The organism is Burkholderia sp. L-4, assembly GCF_056856535.1.
The window spans coordinates 1,918,939-1,943,109 of sequence record NZ_JBXEOX010000001.1 but is presented as its reverse complement, the minus strand read 5'-3'; the positions used below and the strand labels follow the sequence as shown (position 1 = coordinate 1,943,109).

The 24,171-nt window shown below is 68.4% G+C and carries 18 protein-coding genes and 1 pseudogene; 14 read left to right on the top strand and 5 right to left on the bottom strand.

The genetic code is table 11. The features are described 5' to 3' along the window. Positions 1 to 220 precede the first annotated feature (220 nt). The 8 genes and pseudogenes from AC1VVG_RS09010 to AC1VVG_RS08975 all read left to right on the top strand — a co-directional run. Positions 221 to 796 carry a helix-turn-helix domain-containing protein gene (locus AC1VVG_RS09010; protein ID WP_034186844.1) on the top strand — a complete coding sequence of 192 codons (576 nt, stop codon included), beginning with the start codon at positions 221 to 223 and terminating at the stop codon, positions 794 to 796. 315 nt (positions 797 to 1,111) lie between these two features. Next, positions 1,112 to 3,898 carry a TonB-dependent receptor gene (locus AC1VVG_RS09005; RefSeq protein ID WP_482835528.1) on the top strand — a complete coding sequence of 929 codons (2,787 nt, stop codon included), beginning with the start codon at positions 1,112 to 1,114 and terminating at the stop codon, positions 3,896 to 3,898. Positions 3,899 to 4,136: 238 nt separating this feature from the next. Next, positions 4,137 to 6,059, top strand: coding sequence for an extracellular solute-binding protein (locus tag AC1VVG_RS09000; RefSeq protein WP_482835527.1), 1,923 nt, complete (start codon positions 4,137 to 4,139; stop codon positions 6,057 to 6,059). 12 nt (positions 6,060 to 6,071) lie between these two features. Beyond that, positions 6,072 to 7,124 carry a microcin C ABC transporter permease YejB gene (locus AC1VVG_RS08995; protein WP_034186847.1) on the top strand — a complete coding sequence of 351 codons (1,053 nt, stop codon included), beginning with the start codon at positions 6,072 to 6,074 and terminating at the stop codon, positions 7,122 to 7,124. Next, positions 7,078 to 8,181, top strand: coding sequence for an ABC transporter permease (locus tag AC1VVG_RS08990; RefSeq protein ID WP_059557640.1), 1,104 nt, complete (start codon positions 7,078 to 7,080; stop codon positions 8,179 to 8,181). Before AC1VVG_RS08995 ends, AC1VVG_RS08990 begins: the two co-directional genes overlap by 47 nt. Continuing rightward, a complete protein-coding gene (locus AC1VVG_RS08985; RefSeq protein ID WP_482835526.1) occupies positions 8,181 to 9,815 on the top strand; it encodes an ABC transporter ATP-binding protein in 1,635 nt (544 codons plus the stop codon). The genes AC1VVG_RS08990 and AC1VVG_RS08985 overlap by 1 nt, the downstream gene beginning before the upstream one ends. A gap of 76 nt (positions 9,816 to 9,891) precedes the next feature. Beyond that, positions 9,892 to 13,065: a multidrug efflux RND transporter permease subunit gene (locus AC1VVG_RS08980; RefSeq protein ID WP_482835899.1), complete on the top strand. Its 3,174-nt coding sequence runs from the start codon at positions 9,892 to 9,894 to the stop codon at positions 13,063 to 13,065. A 239-nt stretch (positions 13,066 to 13,304) separates the two neighbouring features. Continuing rightward, positions 13,305 to 13,658: pseudogene (locus AC1VVG_RS08975) on the top strand (helix-turn-helix transcriptional regulator); the annotation flags it as partial. A 45-nt stretch (positions 13,659 to 13,703) separates the two neighbouring features. Here the strand turns inward: AC1VVG_RS08975 and AC1VVG_RS08970 are convergent. After that, a complete protein-coding gene (locus tag AC1VVG_RS08970; protein WP_482835525.1) occupies positions 13,704 to 14,297 on the bottom strand; it encodes a GNAT family N-acetyltransferase in 594 nt (197 codons plus the stop codon). A 311-nt stretch (positions 14,298 to 14,608) separates the two neighbouring features. Between AC1VVG_RS08970 and AC1VVG_RS08965 the strand changes: the two genes are divergently transcribed. The 6 genes from AC1VVG_RS08965 to AC1VVG_RS08940 are packed head-to-tail and all read left to right on the top strand — an operon-like array spanning position 14,609 to position 20,036. Then, complete coding sequence (locus AC1VVG_RS08965; protein WP_034186853.1) at positions 14,609 to 15,751, top strand: acyl-CoA dehydrogenase family protein; 1,143 nt, start codon at positions 14,609 to 14,611, stop codon at positions 15,749 to 15,751. 49 nt (positions 15,752 to 15,800) lie between these two features. After that, positions 15,801 to 16,703, top strand: coding sequence for an HpcH/HpaI aldolase/citrate lyase family protein (locus AC1VVG_RS08960; protein ID WP_034186854.1), 903 nt, complete (start codon positions 15,801 to 15,803; stop codon positions 16,701 to 16,703). 8 nt (positions 16,704 to 16,711) lie between these two features. Beyond that, positions 16,712 to 17,365, top strand: coding sequence for a pyridoxine/pyridoxamine 5'-phosphate oxidase (locus AC1VVG_RS08955; RefSeq protein WP_185733034.1), 654 nt, complete (start codon positions 16,712 to 16,714; stop codon positions 17,363 to 17,365). Beyond that, positions 17,356 to 18,594 (top strand): cystathionine beta-lyase, encoded by a 1,239-nt coding sequence (gene metC / locus AC1VVG_RS08950; protein ID WP_482835524.1) that lies wholly within the window; start codon positions 17,356 to 17,358, stop codon positions 18,592 to 18,594. The genes AC1VVG_RS08955 and metC overlap by 10 nt, the downstream gene beginning before the upstream one ends. Next, the gene (locus AC1VVG_RS08945) at positions 18,588 to 19,232 is read left to right on the top strand and encodes a glutathione S-transferase family protein (protein ID WP_301741432.1); all 645 of its coding nucleotides are present in this window, start codon (positions 18,588 to 18,590) and stop codon (positions 19,230 to 19,232) included. Before metC ends, AC1VVG_RS08945 begins: the two co-directional genes overlap by 7 nt. 21 nt (positions 19,233 to 19,253) lie before the next feature. Further along, on the top strand, positions 19,254 to 20,036 hold the full coding sequence (locus AC1VVG_RS08940) for a glutamine amidotransferase (RefSeq protein ID WP_124669048.1): 783 nt from the start codon (positions 19,254 to 19,256) through the stop codon (positions 20,034 to 20,036). Here the strand turns inward: AC1VVG_RS08940 and AC1VVG_RS08935 are convergent. The 4 genes from AC1VVG_RS08935 to AC1VVG_RS08920 form a co-directional block, all read right to left on the bottom strand. Further along, positions 19,959 to 20,693, bottom strand: a complete 735-nt coding sequence (locus AC1VVG_RS08935) for an autoinducer binding domain-containing protein (protein ID WP_059557651.1) — start codon at positions 20,691 to 20,693, stop codon at positions 19,959 to 19,961. The two genes, AC1VVG_RS08940 and AC1VVG_RS08935, sit on opposite strands and share 78 nt — an antisense overlap. An 85-nt stretch (positions 20,694 to 20,778) precedes the next feature. Then, complete coding sequence (locus tag AC1VVG_RS08930; RefSeq protein WP_049034540.1) at positions 20,779 to 21,210, bottom strand: hypothetical protein; 432 nt, start codon at positions 21,208 to 21,210, stop codon at positions 20,779 to 20,781. 59 nt (positions 21,211 to 21,269) lie between these two features. Further along, the gene (locus tag AC1VVG_RS08925) at positions 21,270 to 22,808 is read right to left on the bottom strand and encodes a DHA2 family efflux MFS transporter permease subunit (RefSeq protein ID WP_069706256.1); all 1,539 of its coding nucleotides are present in this window, start codon (positions 22,806 to 22,808) and stop codon (positions 21,270 to 21,272) included. Continuing rightward, positions 22,805 to 24,169: an EmrA/EmrK family multidrug efflux transporter periplasmic adaptor subunit gene (locus AC1VVG_RS08920; RefSeq protein ID WP_482835523.1), complete on the bottom strand. Its 1,365-nt coding sequence runs from the start codon at positions 24,167 to 24,169 to the stop codon at positions 22,805 to 22,807. The genes AC1VVG_RS08925 and AC1VVG_RS08920 overlap by 4 nt, the downstream gene beginning before the upstream one ends. Between the last annotated feature and the right edge of the window lie 2 nt (positions 24,170 to 24,171).

Genomic DNA, 24,171 nt, shown 5'->3' with positions numbered 1-24,171 from the left:
TCAGGTTCAACGACGAAAAGGGGCAACCTTGTTAGTTAGTAAACCGAATGAAATGAGCGAGACGCGTGCGGGCGGGCCGCGACGGTGCCGCGCCGCGCCGCGCACGGCCCGCCCGCGGCTGCCGTGCGCGGGCCGGTATCGCGCCGGCCCGTGCGCATCGTGGCTTCGGTCAACGATCGCCGACATCAAACCGATTTCGACTGCGAGGCTCCGTCCTTCCATGGTTGTGCCCCCTGATGAGTCGGTGCTCGTCGCCGTGTCGCTCGGCAACAAGATCCGGGCGCTGCGCCAGCGCCTGAAACTCACGCTCGACGAAACGGCCGGCATCGCCGGTATCTCGAAGCCGTTCCTGTCGCAGGTCGAGCGCGGGCGGGCCACGCCGTCGATCACGTCGCTGGTCCGGATCGCGAAAGCGCTGGGCGTGACGATGCAGTACTTCATCGACACGCCGACGGAAGCGCGTTCGGTGTGTCGCGGCAACGCGCTGCGATATTTCCAGTTCGCGAACTCGGCGAGCCTGTTCGCGCGGCTGACGAATCCGGCCGACGACCGCAAGCTCGACGCGATCCTCGTCAGGATGCCGGCGGGGCAGCAGCCGTCCGAGATGACCACGCATGCGGGCGAGGAGTTCGTCTATGTGATGCGCGGGCAGGTCGCGCTGACCCTCGAGGACTGCACGTTCACGCTGAACGAGGGCGATACCGCGCATTACGAGTCGACGATGCCGCATGCGTGGCACAACACGGCCGACGAGGAAGCCGTGATCGTCTGGGTCGGCACGCCGAGGTTGTTCTAGCGGCGCCGGCCACGCTTCGGGCCGCGACGAAGGAGAAGTACCCGATCGAAGGAGGGGCGCGCGTCACGATGCGCCATCCGTCGAACCGGGAGGAAGCAGGCGGTGCGCTCAATGTAGGTAATTAGTATGACGAATCAAAAGAAAAAACGGTCGTGCTGAATGGTGCGGGTGCCCCGAGGCCGATCCGTTCGAGTCATGGCAGTCGAAACAGTGGCAATCGCGGGTTCCGGTACACGGGCACCCAGGACGCGCAAGGAATTCACAAGGTTCCGGCGCACGGCAGGTGGGGTCTTACTACGAGCGAGAGGAAACAAGATGAAGCAGAGAGTGTTGGCGTTGGCCATCAAGAGGATAGTCTGGGCGGAACTCGCGTTGACGGCCGCACTGGCGCCGTCGGCGTTCGCCCAGAGCCAGCCGGCGCCGGGCGCCGTCGCCATCGCGGATGCGGTCGCGAACGGCGCACCCGTGACCGTCGCGCAGGCGGGCGGCACCGCCGGTACCGCCGCTGCGGGGGCCGCGGCCCCCGATGTGGCGTCCGGTGCGGCAGCCGAGGCAACGCCTGCGGCATCCGCCGAGAACGGGCAGGGCAAGGTCGCGCAGATCAAGCGGTTCGAGGTGACCGGCTCGCTGATCCGGCAATCCGACAAGACGGGCTTCCAGCAGGTGCAGACGATCACGCCGAAGGAAATCCAGGCCAGCGGCGCGGTGACGGTGACCGACTTCCTGCGCAATGCGACGGCCAACTCGGCGAACAGTTGGGGCGAAGGGCAATCGGGCAACTTCGCGGCCGGCGCGGCCGGCATCGCGCTGCGCGGCCTGTCGGAGAAATACACGCTCGTGCTGGTCGACGGCCAGCGCGTGGCGCCGTATGCGTTCTTCTCGAACAGCGTCGATTCGTTCTTCGACCTCAACACGTTGCCGCTCAACGACATCGAGCGCATCGAAATCGTGAAGACGGGCGCGGTGTCGCAATACGGGTCGGACGCGATCGGCGGCGTCGTCAACATCATCACGAAGCACAATTTCCGCGGGCTGCAACTCGACGGCAGCATCGGCAGCGCGATCAATGCCGGCAACGGCGACGGCACGACGAAATTCGGCGTGCTCGGCGGCTTCGGCGACCTGAACGCCGACCGCTTCAACGTGACGGCGGCACTCAGCTATTACAAGTCGAACGGCTTCACGCTGGCCGATCGCGATTCGACGCGCAACCAGGACTTCACGGGCAAGCCGGGCGGTTTTTCGCTGCTCGCGCCGTCCTACTGGAACATGCCCGACGGCAGTGCGCAGGCGCTGAACGGCTGCCCGTCCGGCGGGGCGGTTCGCCCGGCCGCGCCGAACTCGCTGTCGGCCGGCCTGCCGGGCACGATCTGCGCGTTCAACACGGCGGAAAGCACGTCGATCCTGCCGATGACCGAACGCCTGAACGCGAAGCTGCACGGCGACTTCAAGATCAACGACACGACGACGGCGTTCGCGGACTTCCTGGAAAGCTACAACACGACCACGACCAATGACGGCCTGTGGAACAACGTGATCGGCAACCCGCAGAACCCGGCGCTCGTCTGGAATCCGCAGACGCAGTTGCTGTCGCCGTTCAACACGGTCGTGCCGGTGACCAACCCGTACAACACGACGGGCGCGGCGACGCCGTTGACCTACGCGTTCCCGAACACGGTCGCGCAGAAGACCTGGGCGAACTACTGGCGCGCGGCGGCCGGCATCAAGGGTTCCTTCACGCTGCCGTACGGCGACTGGGACTGGGCGACGTCGGTCAGCCATTCGCAGAGCACGGTGTCGAACGTGTTCACGAACCAGCTGAACGTCAACGCGCTGAACAACATCTACCAGAACGGCACGCTGAACTTCGCGAACCCGGCCGCGACGCCGAACGCGTTCAACGGGCTGTACCAGGAAGCGAACAACCTCGGCATCTCGAAGCTCGACACGATCGATGCGACGCTGTCGACGCCGAACCTGTTCCATCTGCCGACCGGCGACGTCGGCATCGGTTTCGGCGCACAGTTCACGCACCAGAGCGAAACGCTGACGCCGGGCTCGGAGTACCTGTCCGGCGCGGTGATCTCGCCGGACCTGGAGACGGTGAACGGTGCGCGCAACGTCGCGGCCGTCTATTACCAGATCAACGTGCCGATCCTGGAGAACCTGACGTTCAGCCAGGCGGGCCGCTACGACCACTACACGGACGTGGGCGGCGCCTTCTCGCCGCGCTTTGCGTTGCGCTACCAGCCGATCAAGGCGCTGACGCTGTATACGTCGTACAACCGCGGGTTCCGTGCGCCGACCTTCGTCGAGGACAGCAAGTCGCAGACGCTCGGCATCCAGGTCGATCCGGCCACCGGGCAGAACTACACGTCGATCACGGTCGGTAACCCGAACCTCGCGCCGGAGCGCACGCGCAACTTCAACATCGGCTTCCAGGTCTCGCCGGCCCGCTACACGGACATCGGCTTCGACTGGTACAAGATCCGCATCGACAACGTGATCGGCCAGGGCAAGCCGTCGCAGGTCGTGACCGACCCGACGACCGGCCAGCTGCTGTACAAGGTCATTCCGTACCAGAACCTCGGCTACCTCGACACGAACGGCTTCGAAGGCACGTTCCGCCAGGGGCTGCCGCTCAAGGGCTGGGGCATGCTCACGCTGTCGGGCGACTGGGCGTACATCAACAGCTACAAGATCGGCTTCCCGGGCGGCGCACCGGTGAACGGCGCGGGCAACAACTTCACGATCACGCAGCCGTTCGGCGGCAGCTTCCCGCGCTGGCGCGGCAACACGACGCTGGACTGGAACTATCGCAAGTTCGATGCGGCGCTGACGTGGCAGTTCACGGGCCCGTACGCGCAGAACCTGATGGCGGAGCCGCCGAAAGTCGGTTCGTACAGCCAGTTCAACCTGATGCTGACGTACACGGGCTTCAAGAACTGGACGATCTACGGCGGCATCGACAACATCTTCAACCGCACGCCGCCGTACGACCCGATCTTCGCGAACGGCACGCTGAGCCAGAGCGGGTACGACACGTCGGTGTACTCGTACATCGGCCGGTTCGCGCAGGTCGGCGCGACGTACAAGTTCTGATGGAGGCGGCGATGGATTGACAGGCTTGGACGGGCCGCTCCACGTCCACACCTCCCCTTTGTTTGGAGCGGCCCTTTTTCGCCTGGCGCCACGCGGGCCCGCAATCGCGGCACGCGACGGCGCGGCGTTTCGATCTTGCACCATGAACCACCAGCGGGACGCGGCCGGCACGCGGCGTCCGGCACAGGCATCGACCGTGCGAAGGCTTCGCGCCCGCACGCTTCCGGACAGACTGACCATGAGACTGTTGAAATGGCGAGGGGCACGCGTGTCGCACCGCACGCGTCCGATGCGCGCGCAGGCGCGAATGCGTCGCGGCGTGCGTGCCGCGTTGTTTGCCTGCGCGGTGCTGCTCGTGTCGAGCGGTGCGCTGCCGCGGGACGCGCTCGCGGCGCCGGCGATCTCGCAATACGATCAGCCGAAATATCCGCCGGACTTCACGCATTTCGACTACGCGGATGTAAACGCGCCCGACACCGGCACGCTCGATTTCGAAAACTACGACGAAGCGCAGAGCTACGACTCGCTGAACCCGTTCCTCGTGCGCGGTTCGCCCGCGCCCGACATCAAGAACCTGATGTTCGACACGCTGATGCAGCGCAGCTGGGACGAACTCGCGTCCGAATACGCGCTGATCGCCGACGACGTCGAGGTTGCGCCGGACCGGCTGTCGGCGACGTTCCACCTCAACCCGGCCGCGCGATTCTCGAACGGCGACGCGATCACCGCGGCCGACGTCAAGTACTCGTTCGACACGCTGACGAGCCCGCAGGCGTCGCCGCTCTATAACGCGCAGTTCTCGATCATCAAGCGCGCGGTGGTGGTCGACGGCCACACGATCCGCTTCGAGTTCAAGCATGCGGAGCGCGACGCGGCGCTGATCGCGGGCGACCTGCCGGTGTTCTCGCCGAAATGGGGGCAACGCGCGGACGGCACGCGGCCGCCGTTCGACCAGATCGCGAACGTGCCGCCGATCGCAAGCGGCGCGTACCTGATCGAGCAGCGCAGGAACGACAAGCAGATCCGCTACGTGCGCAACCCGCGCTACTGGGCGGCGAACCTGCCGTCGCGGCGCGGGATGTTCCGCTTCGCGCACGTGACGTTCAAGCTTTACCTGGACCAGTACACGTCGCTCGAAGCGTTCAAGGCCGGCGACATCGATGCGCGCATGGAGTACAGCTCGACGCAGTGGGCACGCAAGTACGTCGGCAAGAATTTCCGTAACGGGATGCTGAGGAAGGGCGAGTTCCCGGACGGCCCCGCGCAGATGCAGGGCTTCCTGATGAACCTGCGCAAGCCGATGTTCCAGGACGTGCGCGTGCGGCATGCGCTCGCGCTGGCGTTCGACTTCGACTGGATGAGCCGGATGATGTTCTACGGACAGTACCGCCGTACCAACAGCTTCTGGGAGGCGAGCCCGTTCGCGGCGTCCGGCATGCCGAGCGCGAAGGAACTCGCGCTGCTCGAGCCGTACCGGTCGACGTTGCCGCCGGCCGTATTCGGCCCGATGATCGCGCAGCCGTCGACGCTGCCGCCCGGCTCGCTGCGCGCGAACCTGAAGCAGGCGCGCGACCTGCTCGAGCAGGCCGGCTGGCACTACCGGGACGGCGCGCTGCGGGATGCGAACGGCACGCCGATGACGATCGAGATCATCGACGACCAGCCCGGCATGGACCGCCTGATCCTGCCGTACACGCAGGCGCTCGCGACGCTCGGCATCCACGCGTACCTGCACGAGATCGACAGCGCCGTCTACCTGAAGCGGCTCGACAATTTCGAGTACGACATGACGACGTACATCTACCTGCCCGTAACGATTCCGGGCGCGGAGCTGACGCGCCGGTTTGGCAGCGCGGCCGCGTCGCAGCCGGGCTCCGAGAACTATCCGGGCGTGAAGTCGAAGGCCGTCGATGCGCTGATCCGCGCGGCGCTCGCGGCCGACACGCTCGACGATCTCGAGACGGCCACGCATGCGCTCGACCGCGTGCTGATCAACCTGTACGTGCTGATCCCGCAGTACTACCTGCCGAACGCGCGGATCGGGTACAAGGCGACGCTCGGTCATCCGGCGGTCGTGCCGAACTCCTATCAGTACGAGGACTGGATCATCGACTACTGGTACGTGAAGAAGCCGGCGGCACAACCCGCACCGGCGGCCTGACGGGGAACGACGATGCTGGCATACATATTCAGGCGGCTGCTGCTGATGATTCCGACGCTGGTCGGGGTCGTGACGATCACGTTCGCGGTCACGCAGTTCGTGCCGGGCGGCCCGGTCGAGCAGGTGCTTGCGCAGTTGCGGCACGGCAGCGCACGCGGGGGCGAGGCGGGCGGAGGCGGGGGCGGCTATCACGGCAGCCAGGGCGTCGACCCGCAGCAGATCGCGCAAATCCGAAAACAGTTCGGTTTCGACAGGCCGCCGCTCGAACGCTACCTGCTGATGCTCAAAAGCTATGCGACGTTCGACCTCGGCCAGTCCTACTTCGCGCACCGCAGCGTGTGGGCGGTGATCCGCTCGAAGCTGCCGGTCTCGATCACGCTCGGGCTATGGACGGTGATCCTCACGTATCTCGTGTCGGTGCCGCTCGGCATCGCGAAGGCGGTGCGCAACGGCTCGCGGTTCGACACCGTGACGAGCGTGCTGGTGCTGACCGGCTACGCGGTGCCGGGTTTCGTGCTCGGCGTGCTGCTGCTGATGCTGTTCGGCGGCGGCACGTTCTGGCAGGTGTTCCCGATGCGCGGGCTCACGTCGGACAACTTCGACGACCTGACGCTGATCGGCAAGACGCTCGACTACCTGTGGCACATCGTGATGCCCGTCACGGCGGCCGTGATCGGCAATTTCGCGATCGTCACGATCCTGACGAAGAACACGTTCCTCGAGGAAATCGGCCGGCAGTACGTGCTGACCGCGCGGGCGAAAGGGGCGCCGGAGCGCGACGTGCTGTGGAAGCACGTGCTGCGCAATGCGGCGATCCCGCTGCTCACCGGGCTGCCCGCGGCCTTCGTCGGCGCATTCCTGAACGGCAACCTGCTGATCGAGACGTTGTTCTCGCTCGACGGAATGGGGCAGCTGTCGTACGACGCGGTGATCCGTCGCGACTATCCGGTCGTGCTCGGCTCGCTGTTCCTGTTCACCCTGATCGGTCTGCTGACCAAGCTTATCGCGGATATCTGCTATGTCCTCGTCGACCCCCGTATCCAGTTCAGCCGCCTGGACCACTGATCCCGCGTGCGCGCCGTCGCCTTCGCCGTGGCGGCGTACCTGGCAGCGCTTTCGCGCGCAGCCGCTCGGTCATGCGAGCCTCGTGATCTTCGTCGTGCTGTTCGCGCTCAGCCTGTGTGCCGATGGCCTGTCGAACGACCGGCCGCTGCTCGTGCGCTACGACGGGCACTATTATTTCCCGATCGTGAAGGACTACCCGGAGACCGAGTTCGGCGGCGACTTTCCCGCGAAGACGAACTACCTCGATCCGTACATCCGCGCGAAGCTCGAGTCGCACGGCAATTTCGCGATCTATCCGCCGAATCGCTATCGCTACGACACGATCGACTACTTCGCGTCGCGGCCGTATCCGGCGCCGCCGTCGGCGAGCAACTGGCTCGGCACCGACCAGTTCGGGCGCGACGTGCTCGCGCGGCTGCTGTACGGTTTTCGGCTGTCGGTGCTGATGGCGTTCGCGCTCACCGTGTCGGGCGTGCTGGTCGGCGTGCTGACGGGGGCGCTGCAGGGCTTCTACGGCGGCCGCACCGACCTGATCGGCCAGCGCCTGATCGAGATCTGGAGCGCGCTGCCGGACCTCTACCTGCTGATCATCTTCGCATCGATCTTCACGCCGTCGCTGTGGCTGCTGTTCATCCTGCTGTCGATGTTCGGCTGGCTCGTGCTGTCCGACTACGTACGCGCCGAATTCCTGCGCAACCGCATGCTCGATTACGTGAAAGCGGCCCGCACGATGGGGCTGACGAATGCGCAGATCATGTGGCGTCACGTGCTGCCGAACAGCCTCACGCCGGTGATCACGTTCCTGCCGTTCCGGATGAGCGCCGCGATCCTGTCGCTGACGAGCCTCGATTTCCTCGGTCTCGGCGTACAGCCGCCGACGCCGAGCCTCGGCGAGCTGCTTCAGGAGGGCAAGAACAACCTCGATGCGTGGTGGATCTCGATCTCCGCATTCGCCGCGCTGGTGGTGACGCTGCTGCTGCTGACGTTCATGGGCGACGCGTTGCGCAACGCGCTCGACACGCGCGCGCGCGGCTCGGCGTTCGGCGGAGGGCGATGATGGCGAACGCGTTGCTGCAGATCGACGGGTTTTCGGCGCGCTTCGGCGCGAAGCCCGCGGTGCGGGACCTGAGCCTGTCGATCGGCCGCGGCGAGCGTGTCGCGCTCGTCGGCGAATCGGGGTCGGGCAAGAGCGTGACGGCGCTGTCGATCCTGCGGCTCGCGCAACAGGCGGCGCTGTCGGGACGGATCCTGTTCGACGGCGAGGACCTGCTCGCGAAGACCGAACAGCAGATGCGCGGGATTCGCGGCGCCGACATCGCGATGGTGTTCCAGGAGCCGATGACCGCGCTGAATCCGCTGTATACGATCGGCAAGCAGATCGCCGAGAGCCTGCGGCTGCACGAGGGGCTGCGGCCCGGCGACGCACGCGAACGCGGGATCGCGCTGCTGCGGCGCACCGGGATTCCGGAGCCGGAGCGGCGCATCGACAGTTTTCCGCATCAGCTGTCGGGCGGGCAGCGCCAGCGGGCGATGATCGCGATGGCGCTGGCCTGCCGGCCGCGGCTGCTGCTGGCGGACGAACCGACGACGGCGCTCGACGTGACGGTGCGCCAGCAGATCGTCGATCTGCTGCTCGAACTGCAGGAGCAGGAAGCCGCCGCGCGCGGCATGGCCGTGCTGCTGATCACGCACGACCTGAACCTGGTGCGGCGCTTCGCGCAGCGCGTGGCCGTGATGGAGCAGGGCGTGCTGGTGGAGACGAACACGACCGATGCGCTGTTCGCCGCGCCGCAGCATGCGTACACGCGCCGGTTGCTCGACAGCGCGCCGCAGCGGGCCGTCGAGCCCGTCGCGGCCGCGGCGCGGACGATCCTCGACGTGCGCGATCTCGCGGTCGACTACCGCATCGCGGTGAAAGGCTGGCGCGGGGCGCTCGGCAAGACGACGTTCCGCGCGGTGCACGACGTGACGCTGTCGCTGAAGCGCGGCGAAACGCTCGGGATCGTCGGCGAGTCCGGCTCGGGGAAATCGACGCTCGCGGCGACGGTGCTCGGTCTGCAGCGGCCGGCGGCCGGCGCGATCGAAATCGACGGCCTGCCGCTCGACACGCTGCGGACCACGGGCGGCAGGCGCGCGCTGTACGGCAGGATGCAGGTGGTGTTCCAGGATCCGTTCGGCTCGCTGTCGCCGCGGATGACGGTCGAGCAGATCGTCGGCGAAGGGCTCGCGGTGCACCGGCCGCAGGTGGCCGGGGACGCGCGGCGCGCGCGGATCGCCGCGCTGCTGCAGGAAGTCGGCCTGCCGGCCGAGTCGATGATGCGCTATCCGCACGAATTCTCCGGCGGCCAGCGCCAGCGGATCGCGATCGCGCGTGCACTGGCGGTCGAGCCGGAACTGCTGGTGCTGGACGAGCCGACCAGCGCGCTCGACGTGTCGATCCAGAAGCAGGTGCTGAATCTGCTGACGAATCTGCAAAAGAAGTACAAACTGAGCTACCTGTTCATTACGCACGATCTCGCGGTCATGCGTGCGATGGCCCACCGGGTCGTCGTGATGAAGGCGGGGCGCGTGGTCGAGGAGGGCGATACGCTCGACGTGCTGCAGGCGCCGTCCCATCCGTATACGCGCGCGCTGCTGGCGTCGTCGATGCTGGCGCCGGTGCGCGGCTCCCGAGAGAGAACCGATGATTGACGTGTACCGGGCGCAGCGCGCCCAGGCCGCCCGCGTGCCGGGCGGCCGAACGCCGGCGGTGCGCTGACGCATGTCGATGCCGTCGTTCTTCATCGATCGTCCGGTGTTTGCGTGGATCGTCGCGCTCGCGGTCGTCGTCGCGGGCGTGCTGGCGATTCCGCAACTGCCGATCGCGCAATATCCGCGCCTTGCGCCGCCGCGCGTCGTGATCACCGCCGCGTATCCGGGCGCGTCGACCGAGACGGTCGACGGCGACGTCGGCAGCATCATCGAGGAAAGCCTCGACGGCGCCGACGGGCTCCTGTACTACGAGACGAGCAGCGACGGTCACGGCAACCTCGAGATCGACGTGACGTTTTCGCCGGGCACCGATCCCGACATCGCGCTCGTCGACGTGAACAACCGGCTGAAGCAGGTCGAGTCGCGGTTGCCGCAGCAGGTCGTCCAGCAGGGGATCGGCGTGTTCAAGGCGGCGAACACGTTCCTGATGCTCGTCACGCTGACGTCGACCGACGGCATGCGCGATTCCGCGCAGCTCGGCGATTACCTGAACCGCTATGTGCTACGCGAACTGAAGCGCGCGCCGGGCGTCGGCGCGGCGGAGCTGTGGGACGCCGACGAGGCGCTGCGGGTTTGGCTCGATCCGCACAAGCTGCGCGAATACGGCCTTGGCGCCGACGACGTGATCGCGGCGATCGGCGCGCAGAACGCGACGGTGACGGCCGGCGCGATCGGCGACGCGCCGTTTCCGGGCGGCCAGCAGCTCACCGCGCAGATCGTCGTCAAGGGGCAGCTCGCGTCGCCGGACGAGTTCGGCCGGATCGTGCTGAAGTCGAAGACGGACGGTTCGGCGGTACGCGTCGCCGACGTCGCGCGCGTCGAGATCGGCCGCGACGACTACTCGTTCTATTCGCGGCTGAACGGCAGGCCGGCCGCGACGGTCGGCATCCAGCTCGGCCCGCGCGGCAACGCGCTCGAAACGTCGAATGCGATTCGTGCGCGGCTCGCCGAGCTGTCGAGGACGTTGCCGCCGGGCGTCGCGATCGAGATCCCGTTCGACGGCGCGCATTTCGTGACGATCGCGATCCGCGAGGTCGTGCTGACGCTGCTCGAGGCGGTCGTGCTGGTGTTCTGCGTGATGTGGCTGTTCCTGCGCGACCTGCGCTACACGCTGGTGCCGACCGTCGTGATTCCGGTCACGCTGATGGGCGCGTTCGTCGCCATGTGGGCGTTCGGGCTGTCGATCAACGTGTTCACGATGTTCGGTCTCGTGCTGGCGATCGGCATCCTCGTCGATGACGCGATCGTCGTCGTCGAGAGCGTGCACCGCGTGATGGAGGAGGGCGTGTCGCCGCGCGATGCCACGCGGCGCGCCATGAAGCGGATCGGCGGGGCGATCGTCGGCGTGACGGCGGTGCTGACCGCCGTGTTCGTGCCGATGGCGTTCTTTTCCGGGACCGTCGGCGGTATCTACCGGCAGTTCGCGGTGGCGATGATCGCGTCGATGCTGGTGTCGTCGTTCATGGCGCTGTCGCTCACGCCCGCGCTGTGCGCGAACCTGCTGAAGCCGGTCGCGCGGCACGACGGCAGGGCCGCCGATGCGCGGCGCCGCGGCATCGGCGCACGGCTGGCCGACCGGTTCGGGGCGGGTTTCGCGCGCGTCGAGGCCGGGTATCGCCGCGTCGCCGTGCTCGCGGTGCGGCGCACCGGCGTCGTCGTCGCGGTCTACGCGGCGCTCGTGATCGCATGCGCGCTGCTGTACTGGATGATGCCGGGCGGTTTCCTGCCGACCGAGGACCAGGGGCAGCTGCAGGTGATGATCCAGTTGCCGGCTGGCGCGACGCAGGCGCGCACGCTCGGGGTCGTCGAGCGTGTCGAGGCGATCTTGCGCGCGGAGCCGGCGATCGCGAACGTGACGAGCGTGGTCGGCTGGAGTTTCGCGGGCAGCGGGCAGAACGTCGGGATGGCGTTCGTCGAGTTGAAGGACTGGGCACGGCGCGACGTCGACGCGATGACGTTGCGCGACCGGCTCAACGGGCGTTTCGGCGAGATTCTCGACGGCGACGTCGAGGCGTCGCTGCCGCCTTCGGTGCGCGGCATCGGGCATGCCGACGGCTTCACGTTCCGGCTCGAGGATCGCGGCGGGGTCGGGCTCGATGCGTTGAAGGCGGCTCGCGAGCAACTGTCCGAACACGCGAAGGCCGATCCGCTGCTGGCTGCCGTGCATTTCGAAGACCTGCCGGACGCGCCGCGCATCGAGCTCGACGTCGATCGCGCGAAAGCGTATGCGCTCGGCGTACCGTTCGAGCGGATCGCGGGGCTCCTGGGCGGCACGTTCGGCTCGAACTACATTAACGATTTTCCGGCGTCGGGCCGGATGCGCCGGGTGATCATCGAGGCCGAGCCGGGCGCCCGCGCGACCGACACGCAACTGATGGCGCTGACCGTGCCGAACCGCACCGGCGACATGGTGCCGCTGTCGGCGATCGCCGCGCCGCACTGGACGATCGGCCCGGTGATGCTGAACCGTTACAACGGCTATCCGTCGCTCGACATCAGCGGCCGGGCGGCGGCCGGCACGAGTTCGGGCGCGGCGATGGCGGAGATGGAGCGGCTCGCCGGCGCGTTGCCGGCCGGAATCGGCTTCGACTGGGTCGATGCGGCGCGCGAGGAACAGGCCGCCGCGCGGCAGACGCCGCTGCTCGTCGGGCTGTCGGTGCTCGCGGTCTTCATGGCGCTCGGCGCGCTGTACGAAAGCTGGACGATTCCGCTGTCCGTGCTGACGATCGTGCCGCTCGGCGTGATCGGCGCGATCGCGGCGGCGTTCGCGCGCGGCATGCCGAACGACGTGTATTTCAAGGTCGGCATGATCACGGTGGTTGGCCTGGCGGCGAAGAACGCGATCCTGATCGTGCAGTACGCACGTGACCTGGCCGCGCGCGGCGTGCCGCTGCGGCAGGCGGTGATCGACGCGGCCGCCGCGCGGTTCAGGCCGATCGTGATGACGTCGATGGCGTTCCTGCTCGGCGTCGTGCCGCTCGTGCTGGCGACGGGCGCGGGCGCCGAAAGCCGGCGGTCGATCGGTACGGGCGCGTTTGGAGGCGTGTTGGCGGCGACGCTGTTCGGGCTCGTGTTTGCGCCGGTCGCGTTTCGTCTGGTGGCGTCCGCCGGCCAGCGCGGCCGGCAGGCTGTCGGGACGCCGCGCGACGCGCGGCGGGCGGAAACGATCGGGGATCTGGAGGTGGATTGAGGATGGGAAGCGGGTCGTTTTCGGTCGGGTCAGCGGTTGGATGGTGCCAATCCGGACGGAAATATCGTATTTGACATAATCATAATTATCGACAGTTTGGATTGTAGTGGCTAGATTGAAATGTCCGCTTTCGTGCCGCGTAAGCTGCCCGGCCGTGCGGCGGAACGGCTGGAATTGACGACACGACAGACTCGCCGGCTGGTCGCCCGGCTATGAGAACACGGGCCTCGTGATCGAGCAAGACGAGCAAGTACGACGACCGCGAGATGGCCTTGTGCAGCAGCGCCTGCGCTTCGAAACGTTCCCCGTGAAGGAGGCGCCGAGTGCAACGAAAAACGAGACCCCCGATCCGCGCGCGCTTCGGCGTGCTGACCGGCAAGAACGGCCGCGGTGCGTCGACGACGCACGAAGTCGAAGTGGCGATGTTGTCGTTGAGCAGGTTCTTGTCGCGCGCGATCGGCGAGCAATTGTCGATCTCGTTCGAGACCGTGCGCGCGCATAAAAAGCATCGCTACGCAAAGCTCGGTGTCGGGTCGCAATCCGCGCTCCTTGCGTTGTTCGACGATCCGGCAAGAGCGGGTGAATCCGCATGATTCACCGCGTGTCGTGATGGCCCGGAAGCCTGCAAGCGCCCTCCTTCAAGCTCCCCAACGGGTATCCAGGTCGAGCCGCAGATCCGTCACGAATGCGCGCCCCGGCTGGCGTGACAGCGTGAAGCCGACGGAACGCGCAAGGCGTCTCATCGCACTGTTCTCGGTCAGCATCGTGCCGACCATCTGCCGCATGCCCGAGCGCCGCGCCAGATCGATCAGGCTCGACAGCAGCACACGGCCGAGCCCTTGCCGCTGCCATACGTCGTCGATCACGATCGCGCATTCGACGACCTCGGTTGCTTCGTCGTCCGTCGCATAACGCGCAACGCCGATCAACCGCTCGCGGCCGCCGGCGCGGATCGTCGCAATCACCGCGCCTTCCCGCCGGCGATCGATGCGGGTCCATCGGATCAACTCGTCTTCGGTCGGCTTGCGCGCGGACATCAACCGCATGTAGCGGCTGCGGCTCGACAGACGGTCGACCAGCTCGCGTTCGATGTCGAGATCGCCGGGCTCGATCGCGCGCAGGAGGATCGGCGTTCCGTCCTTCGCGCCCCAGATGCGCCGAATGCCGAGCGCCGGCGCGTCCTGCCCGGCCCTGACGCAGGCCGCCTGTTCGGGCGCCATCGTATCCATCATGCCCTCCGCCTTTTCCCGCGGGTCGGGCGTGTCGCGACCGGATCGCCGCGTACCCTGCCCTGACCTTGTGCATCGATTATCGGAACGGACGCCCGCCCGATCGATGCCTGGCGGAAGACTTCACAGTTGGCCGCGCGGAAACAATGGGCCGGCAACGCGAAACCGGTGCGCCATGTGCCGGGTGTCATCGCCGTCACTGGCGCGGCAACTACCACTACTGCCAGTACCTCCGCTGTCCGTGCCCCCTTAACCTTGTCGGCATCGCTGGCGCGCCGTCGCAGGCCGCGCCGCTTCGACCGGAGACACGACAGATGCCATTTGACTGGACGCAGGAACAGCACGCGACGCTGGCGCGCTTTCGCGACATCGGCGCGGAGATCGCCGCGGCCGCGGCGCACGACGGCCGCGCGCCCGCCGGATTCGACGAAGCCGGCTGGGCTCGGCTCGGGCACGAGGGACTGTGGGACATGATCGTGCCGGAGACGTACGGCGGCGACGGTCACGGCTGGTGGCATTTTTCCGCGGCGCTCGAAGGGCTTGCATCGTCGATCCGCCGCCCGGCGCTGCTGCTGTCGGTGATCGCGCAGGCCGGCATGGTGCGCGCACTCGAGCGATACGGCACGGCGACGCAGCAGGACCGCTATTTCGGCGCGATCCTGCGCGGCGAACTGAGTGCGACCGCGATCGCCGAACCGGGCACCGGCACCGACGTGCGCAGCATCGCGACGACGCTCGCCGAGCACGGCGACGGCTACCGCCTGACCGGCAGCAAATTCAATATCGCGCACGCGCCGCTCGCGCGTTTCATCCTCGTCGTCACGCGCATCGAAACGCCGGGCCGGCGCAACACCGCGCTCGTGATCGTCGATCGCGACCAGCCGGGCATGACGGTGGCCGCGCCCGACCGCAAGCTCGGCCTCGACGACCTGCCCACCGGCGCGCTGCATTTCGACGATTGCCCGATCACGCGCGGCCAGCTGCTCGGCGAACCGGGCGCGGGGCTCGGCAACCTGATCGACATCATCTCGCTCGGCCGGCTCTACTACGGCCTCGTCGCCGCCCAGGTGACGGCGCCGTACCTGCGCGATGCGATCGGCTACTGCCGCGAACGACGCAGCTTCGACAGCACGATCGATGCACACCAGTACGTGCAGCGCCGCCTCGTCGACCTGCAGATCGGCATCGAGCGCGGCACGTGGCTCGCGCGCGGCGCACTCGCGCAGTTGCTGACGGATCACCCGCAGGCGCTGATGACCTGCTCGATCGCGAAGCTGGTCGGCGCGCAGGATCTCGTCGACAGCGCGCTCGGCCTCGTGCGGCTGTACGGCAGCCTCGGCTACCAGGCCGGGCCGGTGGCCGCGTTCGCGTCGGACGCGCTGGGCTTCATGAGCGTCGGCGGTACCGAGGAAATGCATCGCAAGAACATCTTCAACCAGATGATGCGCGCCGGCTGACGGCCCGCGCCATCGCCCCGCGTACCACGCGACCTACAGGAAACCACGCATGACACCGACGAACCGACGCCCTTCCCGCCTGCGCCGCTCCTGGCTCTTTCTCGCCGGCGCCGATCACGATGCGCTCGTTGACGGCACCGCGAGCGGTGCGGACGTGCTGATCCAGGAACTCGAAACCTTCACGCCGCCCGACCGGCGCCCGGCCGCGCGCGAACTGAGCGAGCGCGTGCTCGCGGGCTGGCGCGATGCCGGCGCGCTGGCGTCCGTGCGCGTGAACCCGCTCGACGCGGGCGGCATCGACGATCTGCGCGCCGCGATGCGCGGCCGTCCGGACATCGTGATGATGTCGTACGTCGCGACGCCCGAGCAGGTCGTCGCGCTCGACGACGCCGTCACGCGCTTTGAACGCGAATACGACATCGCACCCGGTTCGACCGAGCTGGTGCCGAACGTCGAGACGACGCTCGGCCTCGTGAACACGATGGCGATCGCGCGGTCGAGCCCGCGCGTGTCGGCGGTGCTCGTCGCGACCGAGGACATGGTGGCCGACATGGGGGCCGAGCGCACGCGTGCGGGCCGCGAGCTCGACTACGTGCGCTCGCGTTTTCGCGTCGAATGCGCGGCCGTCGGCGTCACCGCGATCGATTGTCCGTACAGCTATGCCGACAACGAAGGCGCGGAACTCGACATGCGCGTGTCGCGCGGCCTCGGGTACCAGGCGAAAGCGATCGTCAACGCGCAGTTCGTGCCGGTCGTCAATCGCGTGCTGACGCCGACGGCCGACGAAGTCGCCCTCGCCCGCCGCGTGATCGACGCGTTCGACACCGCGCGGCGCGCGTCCGGCGGCCGGCGCGTGGCGGCCGCCGTCGTCGACGGTTTCCTCGCGGAAGTCCCCGACTATCTCGCCGCGCATCGGCTGATCGCCCGCGCGACGCAATTCGGCATCGCATGAGGGTCGCCATGGATACGATCGCAACGCGCCTGAAGGCGCTGAAGACCCTCGCGCATGCCGCGCCGCACGTACCGCCCGAAAACTGGGCGGACACGCCGCACGCGCAGTTCGAACGCTGGCTCGACGAAGCCGTGACCGCCGGCGCACTGGAGCCGCAGGTGATGACGCTGTCGACGGTCCACCCGGACGGACGGCCCGATGCACGCTCCGTCGTGCTGCTCAACGTCGACGCGCGCGGCTGGCATTTCGCGGCGAATGCGCGCAGCCCCAAGGGGCGCCAGCTCGCGAACCGGCCGTACGCGGCGATGACGTTCTACTGGCCCGCGATCGCGAGCCAGATCCGGCTGAGCGGCCCGGTCGAGCGGCTGCCGGCCGCCGAAGGCCGCGCCGATTTCGCGGGCCGCCCCGAACGATCGCGCGCGAGCATCCTGGCCGGACGGCAAAGCGAACGGCTCGACGATCCGGACGACCTGACGCGCGCGATCGACGCGCAGCTCGAGCGGCTGGCCGCCGATCCGGCGCTCGTGTCGGACGACTGGCACCTGTACACGCTGGCGCCCGACGAAGCCGAATTCTGGCGGGCCGACAGTGCGCGCCGCTTCGCGCGGCAGGCTTACCGGCGTGCCGGCCAGCATTGGGAGCGGTGCGCGCTATGGCCGTGAAGTCCGTCGAACCGCCGTCGCCGCCGCGCGACGGCCCGCATGACCGCCTGCAAGACGACACGCGGCTCGCGCACGCGGGCCGCGACAGCGCCGCATGGCACGGTTTCGTCAACCCGCCCGTCTACCATGCGTCGACCGTGCTCAGCCCGACGGTGTCGGATCTGCTGAACCGCACGCAGCCGTATATCTACGGCCGCCGCGGCACGCCGACGACGGATGCGCTCGAACGCGCGGTGACGAGCCTCGAAGGCGGCGCCGGTACGGTGCTGTGCCCGTCGGGCCTGTCCGCGTGCACGCTCGCGCTGCTGTCGTGCCTGAAGTCCGGCGATCACCTGCTGATGACCGCATCGGTCTACGGCCCGGTGCGTCATGCGTGCGAAGGCGTACTCGCGCGACTCGGCGTCGAGACGACGTGGTACGACGGCAGCACGCCGGTCGCGGCCGCGTTCCGGTCGAACACGCGTGCGCTGTACGTCGAGGTGCCCGGCTCCTACACGTTCGACATGCACGACGTCCCCGCACTCGTGCGGCTCGCCCATGCGCACGGCGCACGGGTCATCGCGGACAACAGCTGGGCCACGCCGCTCTTCTTGCAGCCGCATGCGCTCGGTATCGACCTGTCGATCCAGGCGGGCACCAAATATCTGGTCGGGCACTCGGACGCCATGCTCGGCACGGTGTCGGCCAACGAACGCGCATGGCCGGCGTTGAAGCAACTGCATGGCGATCTCGGCCTGTGCGCCGGCCCCGACGACGTGTATCTCGCGCTGCGCGGACTGCGCACGCTCGGCGTGCGGCTGCGGCAGCATCAGTGCAACGCGCTCGCGGTCGCGACCTGGCTCTCGACGCGCGCCGAGGTGCAGCACGTGCTGTATCCGGCGCTGCCCGGCGACGACGGGCACGCACTGTGGCGACGCGATTTCCGTGGCGCGTCCGGGTTGTTCTCGGTCGTGCTGCAACCGGCGCCGCCGCACGCGATCGACGCGTTTCTCGACCACCTGGCGCTGTTCGGGCTCGGCTATTCGTGGGGCGGCTACGAGAGCCTCGCGCTCCCGTTCGACCTGGACGCGCACGGCCTCGCGCAACGCTGGCCGCTCGGCAGCCGCGGCGTGCGCCTGCACATCGGACTCGAGGATCCGGACGACCTGATCGCGGATCTTGCCGCCGGTCTCGACCGCTATGCGGCATGCGCGCGATCCGCTGCCCGCGAGGATGCCGCGCGATGCTGACCGTCTGGGGGCGCCGCACGTCGTTCAACGTGCAGAAGGTGCTGTGGCTCATCGGCGAGCTGGGCCTGCCGTATCGGCATATCGCGGCCGGCGGCGAACACGGCACGCTGCAGACGCCCGCGTTCGCGGCGCTGAATCCGACCTGCCGGATCCCGGTGATCGACTGGGACGGCGACGTCGTGTGGGAGTCGCACACGATCCTGCGCTATCTCGCCGCGCGCGTGCCGAACAATCCGTTCTGGTGCCGCGACACGTACGCGCGTTCGCGCGCGGAGCGCTGGATGGACTGGTCGCAGACCACGCTCGAACCCGACGTGATGACCGGGCTGTTCTGGGCACTCGTGCGAACGCCGCCGGAGCGGCGCGACGACGCGATCGTGCTCGACAAGGCCGCGCGCAGCGCGACGCATTACCGGCTGCTCGACCGGCTGCTGTCGACCCAGCCGTTTCTCGGCGGTGCGACGCCGGGCCTGGCCGACATTCCGGCCGGCGCGACGCTGTTCCGCTACTTCTCGCTCGACGTCGAGCGGCCGCCGTTGCCGCACGTCGAGGCCTGGTACGCCCGCCTGTGCCGACGGCCTGCCTACCGCGAACAGGTGATGGTGTCGTTCGACGCGCTGCGCGGCCAGCCGGGCTGACCTTCTATCCGACCACACGACATGACGCACTCCGCACTTCGTCCGATCCTGATCGTACTGCATCGCGAACAGTCGAGCCCCGGCCGGATCGGGCGGCTGCTGGCCGCGCGCGGCCATCCGCTCGACATCCGCCGCCCGCCGCTCGGCGACCCGCTGCCGGCGACGCTTGCCGGGCATGCGGGCGCCGTGGTGTTCGGCGGCCCGATGAGCGCCAACGACGGCGATCGCTGGATCCGCGACGAGATCGACTGGATCGGCGTGCCGCTGCGCGAGTCGGCACCGTTTCTCGGCGTTTGCCTCGGCGCGCAGATGATGATCCGTCATCTGGGCGGCCGCGTGACGGCGCACCGCGACGGGCGCGCGGAAATCGGCTACTGGCCGATCGCCGCGACGCACGCCGGCCGGCGACTCGGTTCATGGCCGTCGCACGTGTACCAGTGGCATCGCGAGGGCTTCGAGCGCGTTGCCGGGCTCGAGATCCTCGCGACCGGCGAGCACTTCGAGAACCAGGCCGTGCGCCACGGGCAGCGCGCGTACGGCGTCCAGTTCCATCCGGAAGTCAGCTTTCCGATGATGCGGCGCTGGAGCACGGCCGCCGCGCACAAGCTGGCGGCGCCCGGCGCGCAGGATCTCGCGACGCAGGCGAGCGAAGGCCGGCGGCACGACCGCGCGACGGCTGCGTGGCTCAGCGCGTTTCTCGACCGCTGGCTCGACGATGCGCCGGCATCAGGTCGGCACCGTCACGTCGGAGATACTGATCAGCCCCCACTCGACCGCGCGCAGCACGGCTTCATGCCGACGTGACACGTTGAACTTGCGGCGGATGTTCATGAAGTGGAAATTGATGCACGACTCGGTCACGTTCAGGATGTGGCCGATTTCCCACGACGTCTTGCCGGCCGCATGCCAGCGCAGACACTCGACTTCCCGCCGGCTCAGCCGCGGCACGCTGTCGGGCGGTGCGTGGCACGGCGTGCCGGCGATCGCTTCGCACGCGACGTCGCGCAGCAGCGTCAGCGCCGCGAGGTGACGGTCGCAGCGCTCGCGCGTGGCGGCAAGATCGTCCGCGCTCGCGCACGACAGCATGCCGACCTCCCCTTTCGCGCCGCGCACGGGCAGCACGACGCCGCTGCGCATGCCGTACGCGGCCGCCGCTTCGTAGCACGGCCGCTGCCCGGGCTGCGCGAACAGCGCGTCGTCCCATACGAGCGGCAGTGCCGAACGGAAGCAATGCCGCAGCATCGGGTCGACGCGGTCGAACTGGCGCTGCCGATACAGCGCCGTCCAGCCCGGCACGCCGCTGCTCCACTTGCGCGCGAGATCGAACGACGCGCCGGTAAACGGCAACACGATCAGCACGACCTTGTCGAATCCCATTCCGGCGGCCGCGTCGGTCATCCGCTGCCATGACGCGTCCGTGTCGCCGGGTACCAACCATTTCAGACAATCCAGTCCTTTCATACAAGCCACCCCGTTTATTAGTTGGAATCTGCAGTCAGGCGGACTTGCGCAACCGGTTCGAGGCGTTGCGCGCGAACGGGCCGCGCTAGAGCGCCTCGGTCAGACGTCGCCGACCCGCGTGCTTCGCGTCGTCGAGCGAAGCCGTCACGTCGAACGGAATCCCGAACGCCTTTTCGATGCCGGACGCGTTCGCGATGGCCGCTTCGCGCTCGGTCGGGTCCGGTTCGACCGACACGAGCGCGCGGCAGACCGCGGCAAGCGCGGCACGGTTCTGCTTGAGCCACATGCCGCGTTCCTTGCGGTCGTCGTGCGGCTCGTCCGGGCGGGCCGGCGGAAAGATCATGACAAACGGCTCGCCGTGCCGCATCAGCGCGTGCATGTCGTCGAGCCAGCGCTGCGCGTAGCCGCCGGATGCGATCGCGTCGTTGCGCACGACGACGAGCGGAAATTCCGTGACGTCGAACACGGCGAGCGTCGCCAGTTCGGGCGGCGTGTTTCCAGCGTGAGAGGTAGGCATCGGGTCAATCTCCATCGAATTGAACAGCATGGGTCGGAACGGGCCGCGCAGCGCCCGCTTCATCGTTTCGCGGCCGCGCCGGGGCCGAACGGCGGGCGGGCGAGCCACACCACCGCGATCACGGCGAGATACACGCAGCCGAGCGCGAACGACACGTCGTTGAACGAGATCTGGTACGCCTGCGCATCGACCAGGTTGCCGAGCAGCGTCGCCGCGCGTTGCGGATCGCCGCCGCCGAGCCGTGCGACCTCGGCACGCACGGCCGGATCGAAACCGCTCAGGTGTTCGCTGAGCTGCGCGTGATGCAGGATGGCGCGCCGGTCCCACAGGAACGACGTGATCGACACCGCGAAGCTCGCGCCGAGCGTGCGCAGGAACGTCGACAGGCCGGAGCCCGCGGCGATTTCGTCCGGCTTCAGGTCGGACAGCAGGATGCTGTTGATCGGCATGATGAACAGCGCAAGGCCGAGGCCCTGCAGCAGCTGGATCAGCGCGATGTGCGTGAAGTCGATGTCGGGTACGAAGCCCGCGCGCAGGAACGACGACGTGCCGAGGATCGCGAACGCGCAGCACACGAGCACACGCATGTTGAAGCGCGGCGCGTACTTGCCCATGAACGGCGTCATCAGCACGGGGATCACGCCCATCGGCGCGACCGCCAGCCCGGCCCAGAACGCCGTGTAGCCGAGCGTGCGCTGCAGCCACTGCGGCACGATCACGTTGACCGCGAAGAAGGCCGAGTACGCGAGCACGAGCGTCAGCGTGCCGGCCGCGAAGTTGCGATGCGCGAACAGCCGCAGGTTCACGATCGGATTCGGTTCGTTGAGCTCCCAGATCAGGAACAGCGCGATCCCGAACGCGGCGACCACCGACATCACGACGATGAACGTCGAGTTGAACCAGTCGGCCTCGTTGCCCTTGTCGAGCACGATCTGCAGCGCGCCGACGCCGACGATGAGCGCGGCCAGCCCGACGTAGTCGACGCGCGCGGCGACCGTCGTCTCGACGCGCGCCCGCATCTGCGCGAACACGCACATCGCGGCGAACACGCCGATCGGCAGATTGATCAGGAACGCCCAGCGCCACGAGTAATGTTCCGTCACCCAGCCGCCGAACACGGGGCCCGCGATCGGCGCGACGACGGTGACCATCGCGATCATCGACAGCGCGAAGCCGCGCCGCTGCGGCGGGTAGATCGACAACATCAGCGCTTGCGTGGTCGGAATCATCGGCCCGGCCACGAGGCCCTGCAGCGCGCGGAACGCGACGAGCTGCGGCAGGTTCTGCGCGAGGCCGCACAGGAGCGACGCGAACGTAAACGCCAGCGTCGCCCATACGAACAGCCTCACCTGGCCGACGCGCTTGACGAGAAACCCGGTCAGCGGCAGCGCGATCGCATTGCTGACCGAGAACGTCGTGACGACCCAGGCGCTCTGCGTCGTGCTCACGCCGAAGTTGCCGGCGATGGTCGGCAGCGACACGTTCGCGACGGTGCCGTCGAGCACCTGCATGAAGACCGCGAGCGCGAGGCCGAACGTCGTCAGCGCGACGCTCGACGGACGAAAACCGGCATCGGCGGCCGGCATCGGGCCGCTCATTGCGCACGCTCCGTGCGTACCGCCGCCGGCAGGTTCGCGTGCACGACGTCGGCGATCAGGCCGTCGGCGCGCGCGAGTTCGTCGCGGTACACGTCGGTGCGGAACACCGGCGAACGCTGCTCGCGGCGCGACAGCATCGCGCCGCCGCGGTCGTGCTGGTCGACGCGCGCGTGCATCGACAGGCCGATGCGCAACGGATGCGCGTCGAGCTGCGCCGGATCCGTCAGTTCGATGCGCACCGGCAGCCGCTGGACGATCTTGATCCAGTTGCCGGTCGCGTTCTGCGCGGGCAGCAGCGAGAACGCGCTGCCGGTGCCGACGCCGAGGCTCTGCACGCGGCCCGTGTAGCGCACCGCGTCGCCGTACAGGTCGGCCGTCAGCTCGACCGGTTGCCCGATCCGCATGTGTTCGAGCTGCTTCTCGGTGAAGTTCGCGTCGACCCACAGCTCGCGCAGCGGCACGACCGCAAGCAACGGCACGCCGGGCGACACGCGCTGCCCGACCTGTACCGTGCGTTTCGCGACATAGCCGGTGACGGGCGCGACGATATCGGTGCGCGCGCGGGCGAGATACGCGGCGCGCAGCCGCGAGGCCGCGGCCTGGACATCGGGATGCGACGCGACCGCGGTATCGTCGACGAGCGCCTTGCTCGTCTGGTGCTGTTCGCTCAACGTGGCGAGCGCGCTTTGCGCGGCGGCATATGCGCTTTGCGCGGACGTCAGCGTGTCGAGCGCGTGCGCAAGCTCCTCGCGCGAGATCGCGCCGGAACGGCCGAGGTCCTCGCGGCGCCGGTAATCGGCCTTCGCCTTGTCGAGCGCGGTACGTCGCGCGTCGAGGTCGGCGCGTGCGCCGTCGATGCTGTTCGCGAGCCCGCGTTCATTGCTGTACAGGCCGCGCACCTTGCGGACCGTGGCCGCGAGATCGGCCTGCGCGGCCGCGAGCGCGATCTGCGCGTCGCTCGCGTCGAGACGGACGAGCGGCGTGCCGGCGCGCACGAGGTTGCCGTCGTCCGCGTCGATCGACACGACGGTGCCCGTTACCTGCGGCGTCAGCTCGACGACGTTGCCTTGCGCGTAGGCGTTGTCGGTGGCTTCGTACCAGCGGCCGACGAGCGCGTACCAGATGCCCCAGCCGACGATGCCGAACGCGAACACGCCGACGAGCGCGCGCACGAGGTGCTTGCGTCGCGCGGGCGGCGGCGTCGCCGGTGCGGCGCCGCCCGGCGACGGTTGCGCGCGGGCGTCCGGTGCGCCCGGCGCGCGCGGCGCACCGGTGTGGTCGGCCGCGGGTTGCTGGCGGGCACTGGCGGAATCGGCGGCTGCCGGTCGCGCGGGAGTCTGCAAGGTGTTGTCGCTGCTCATGG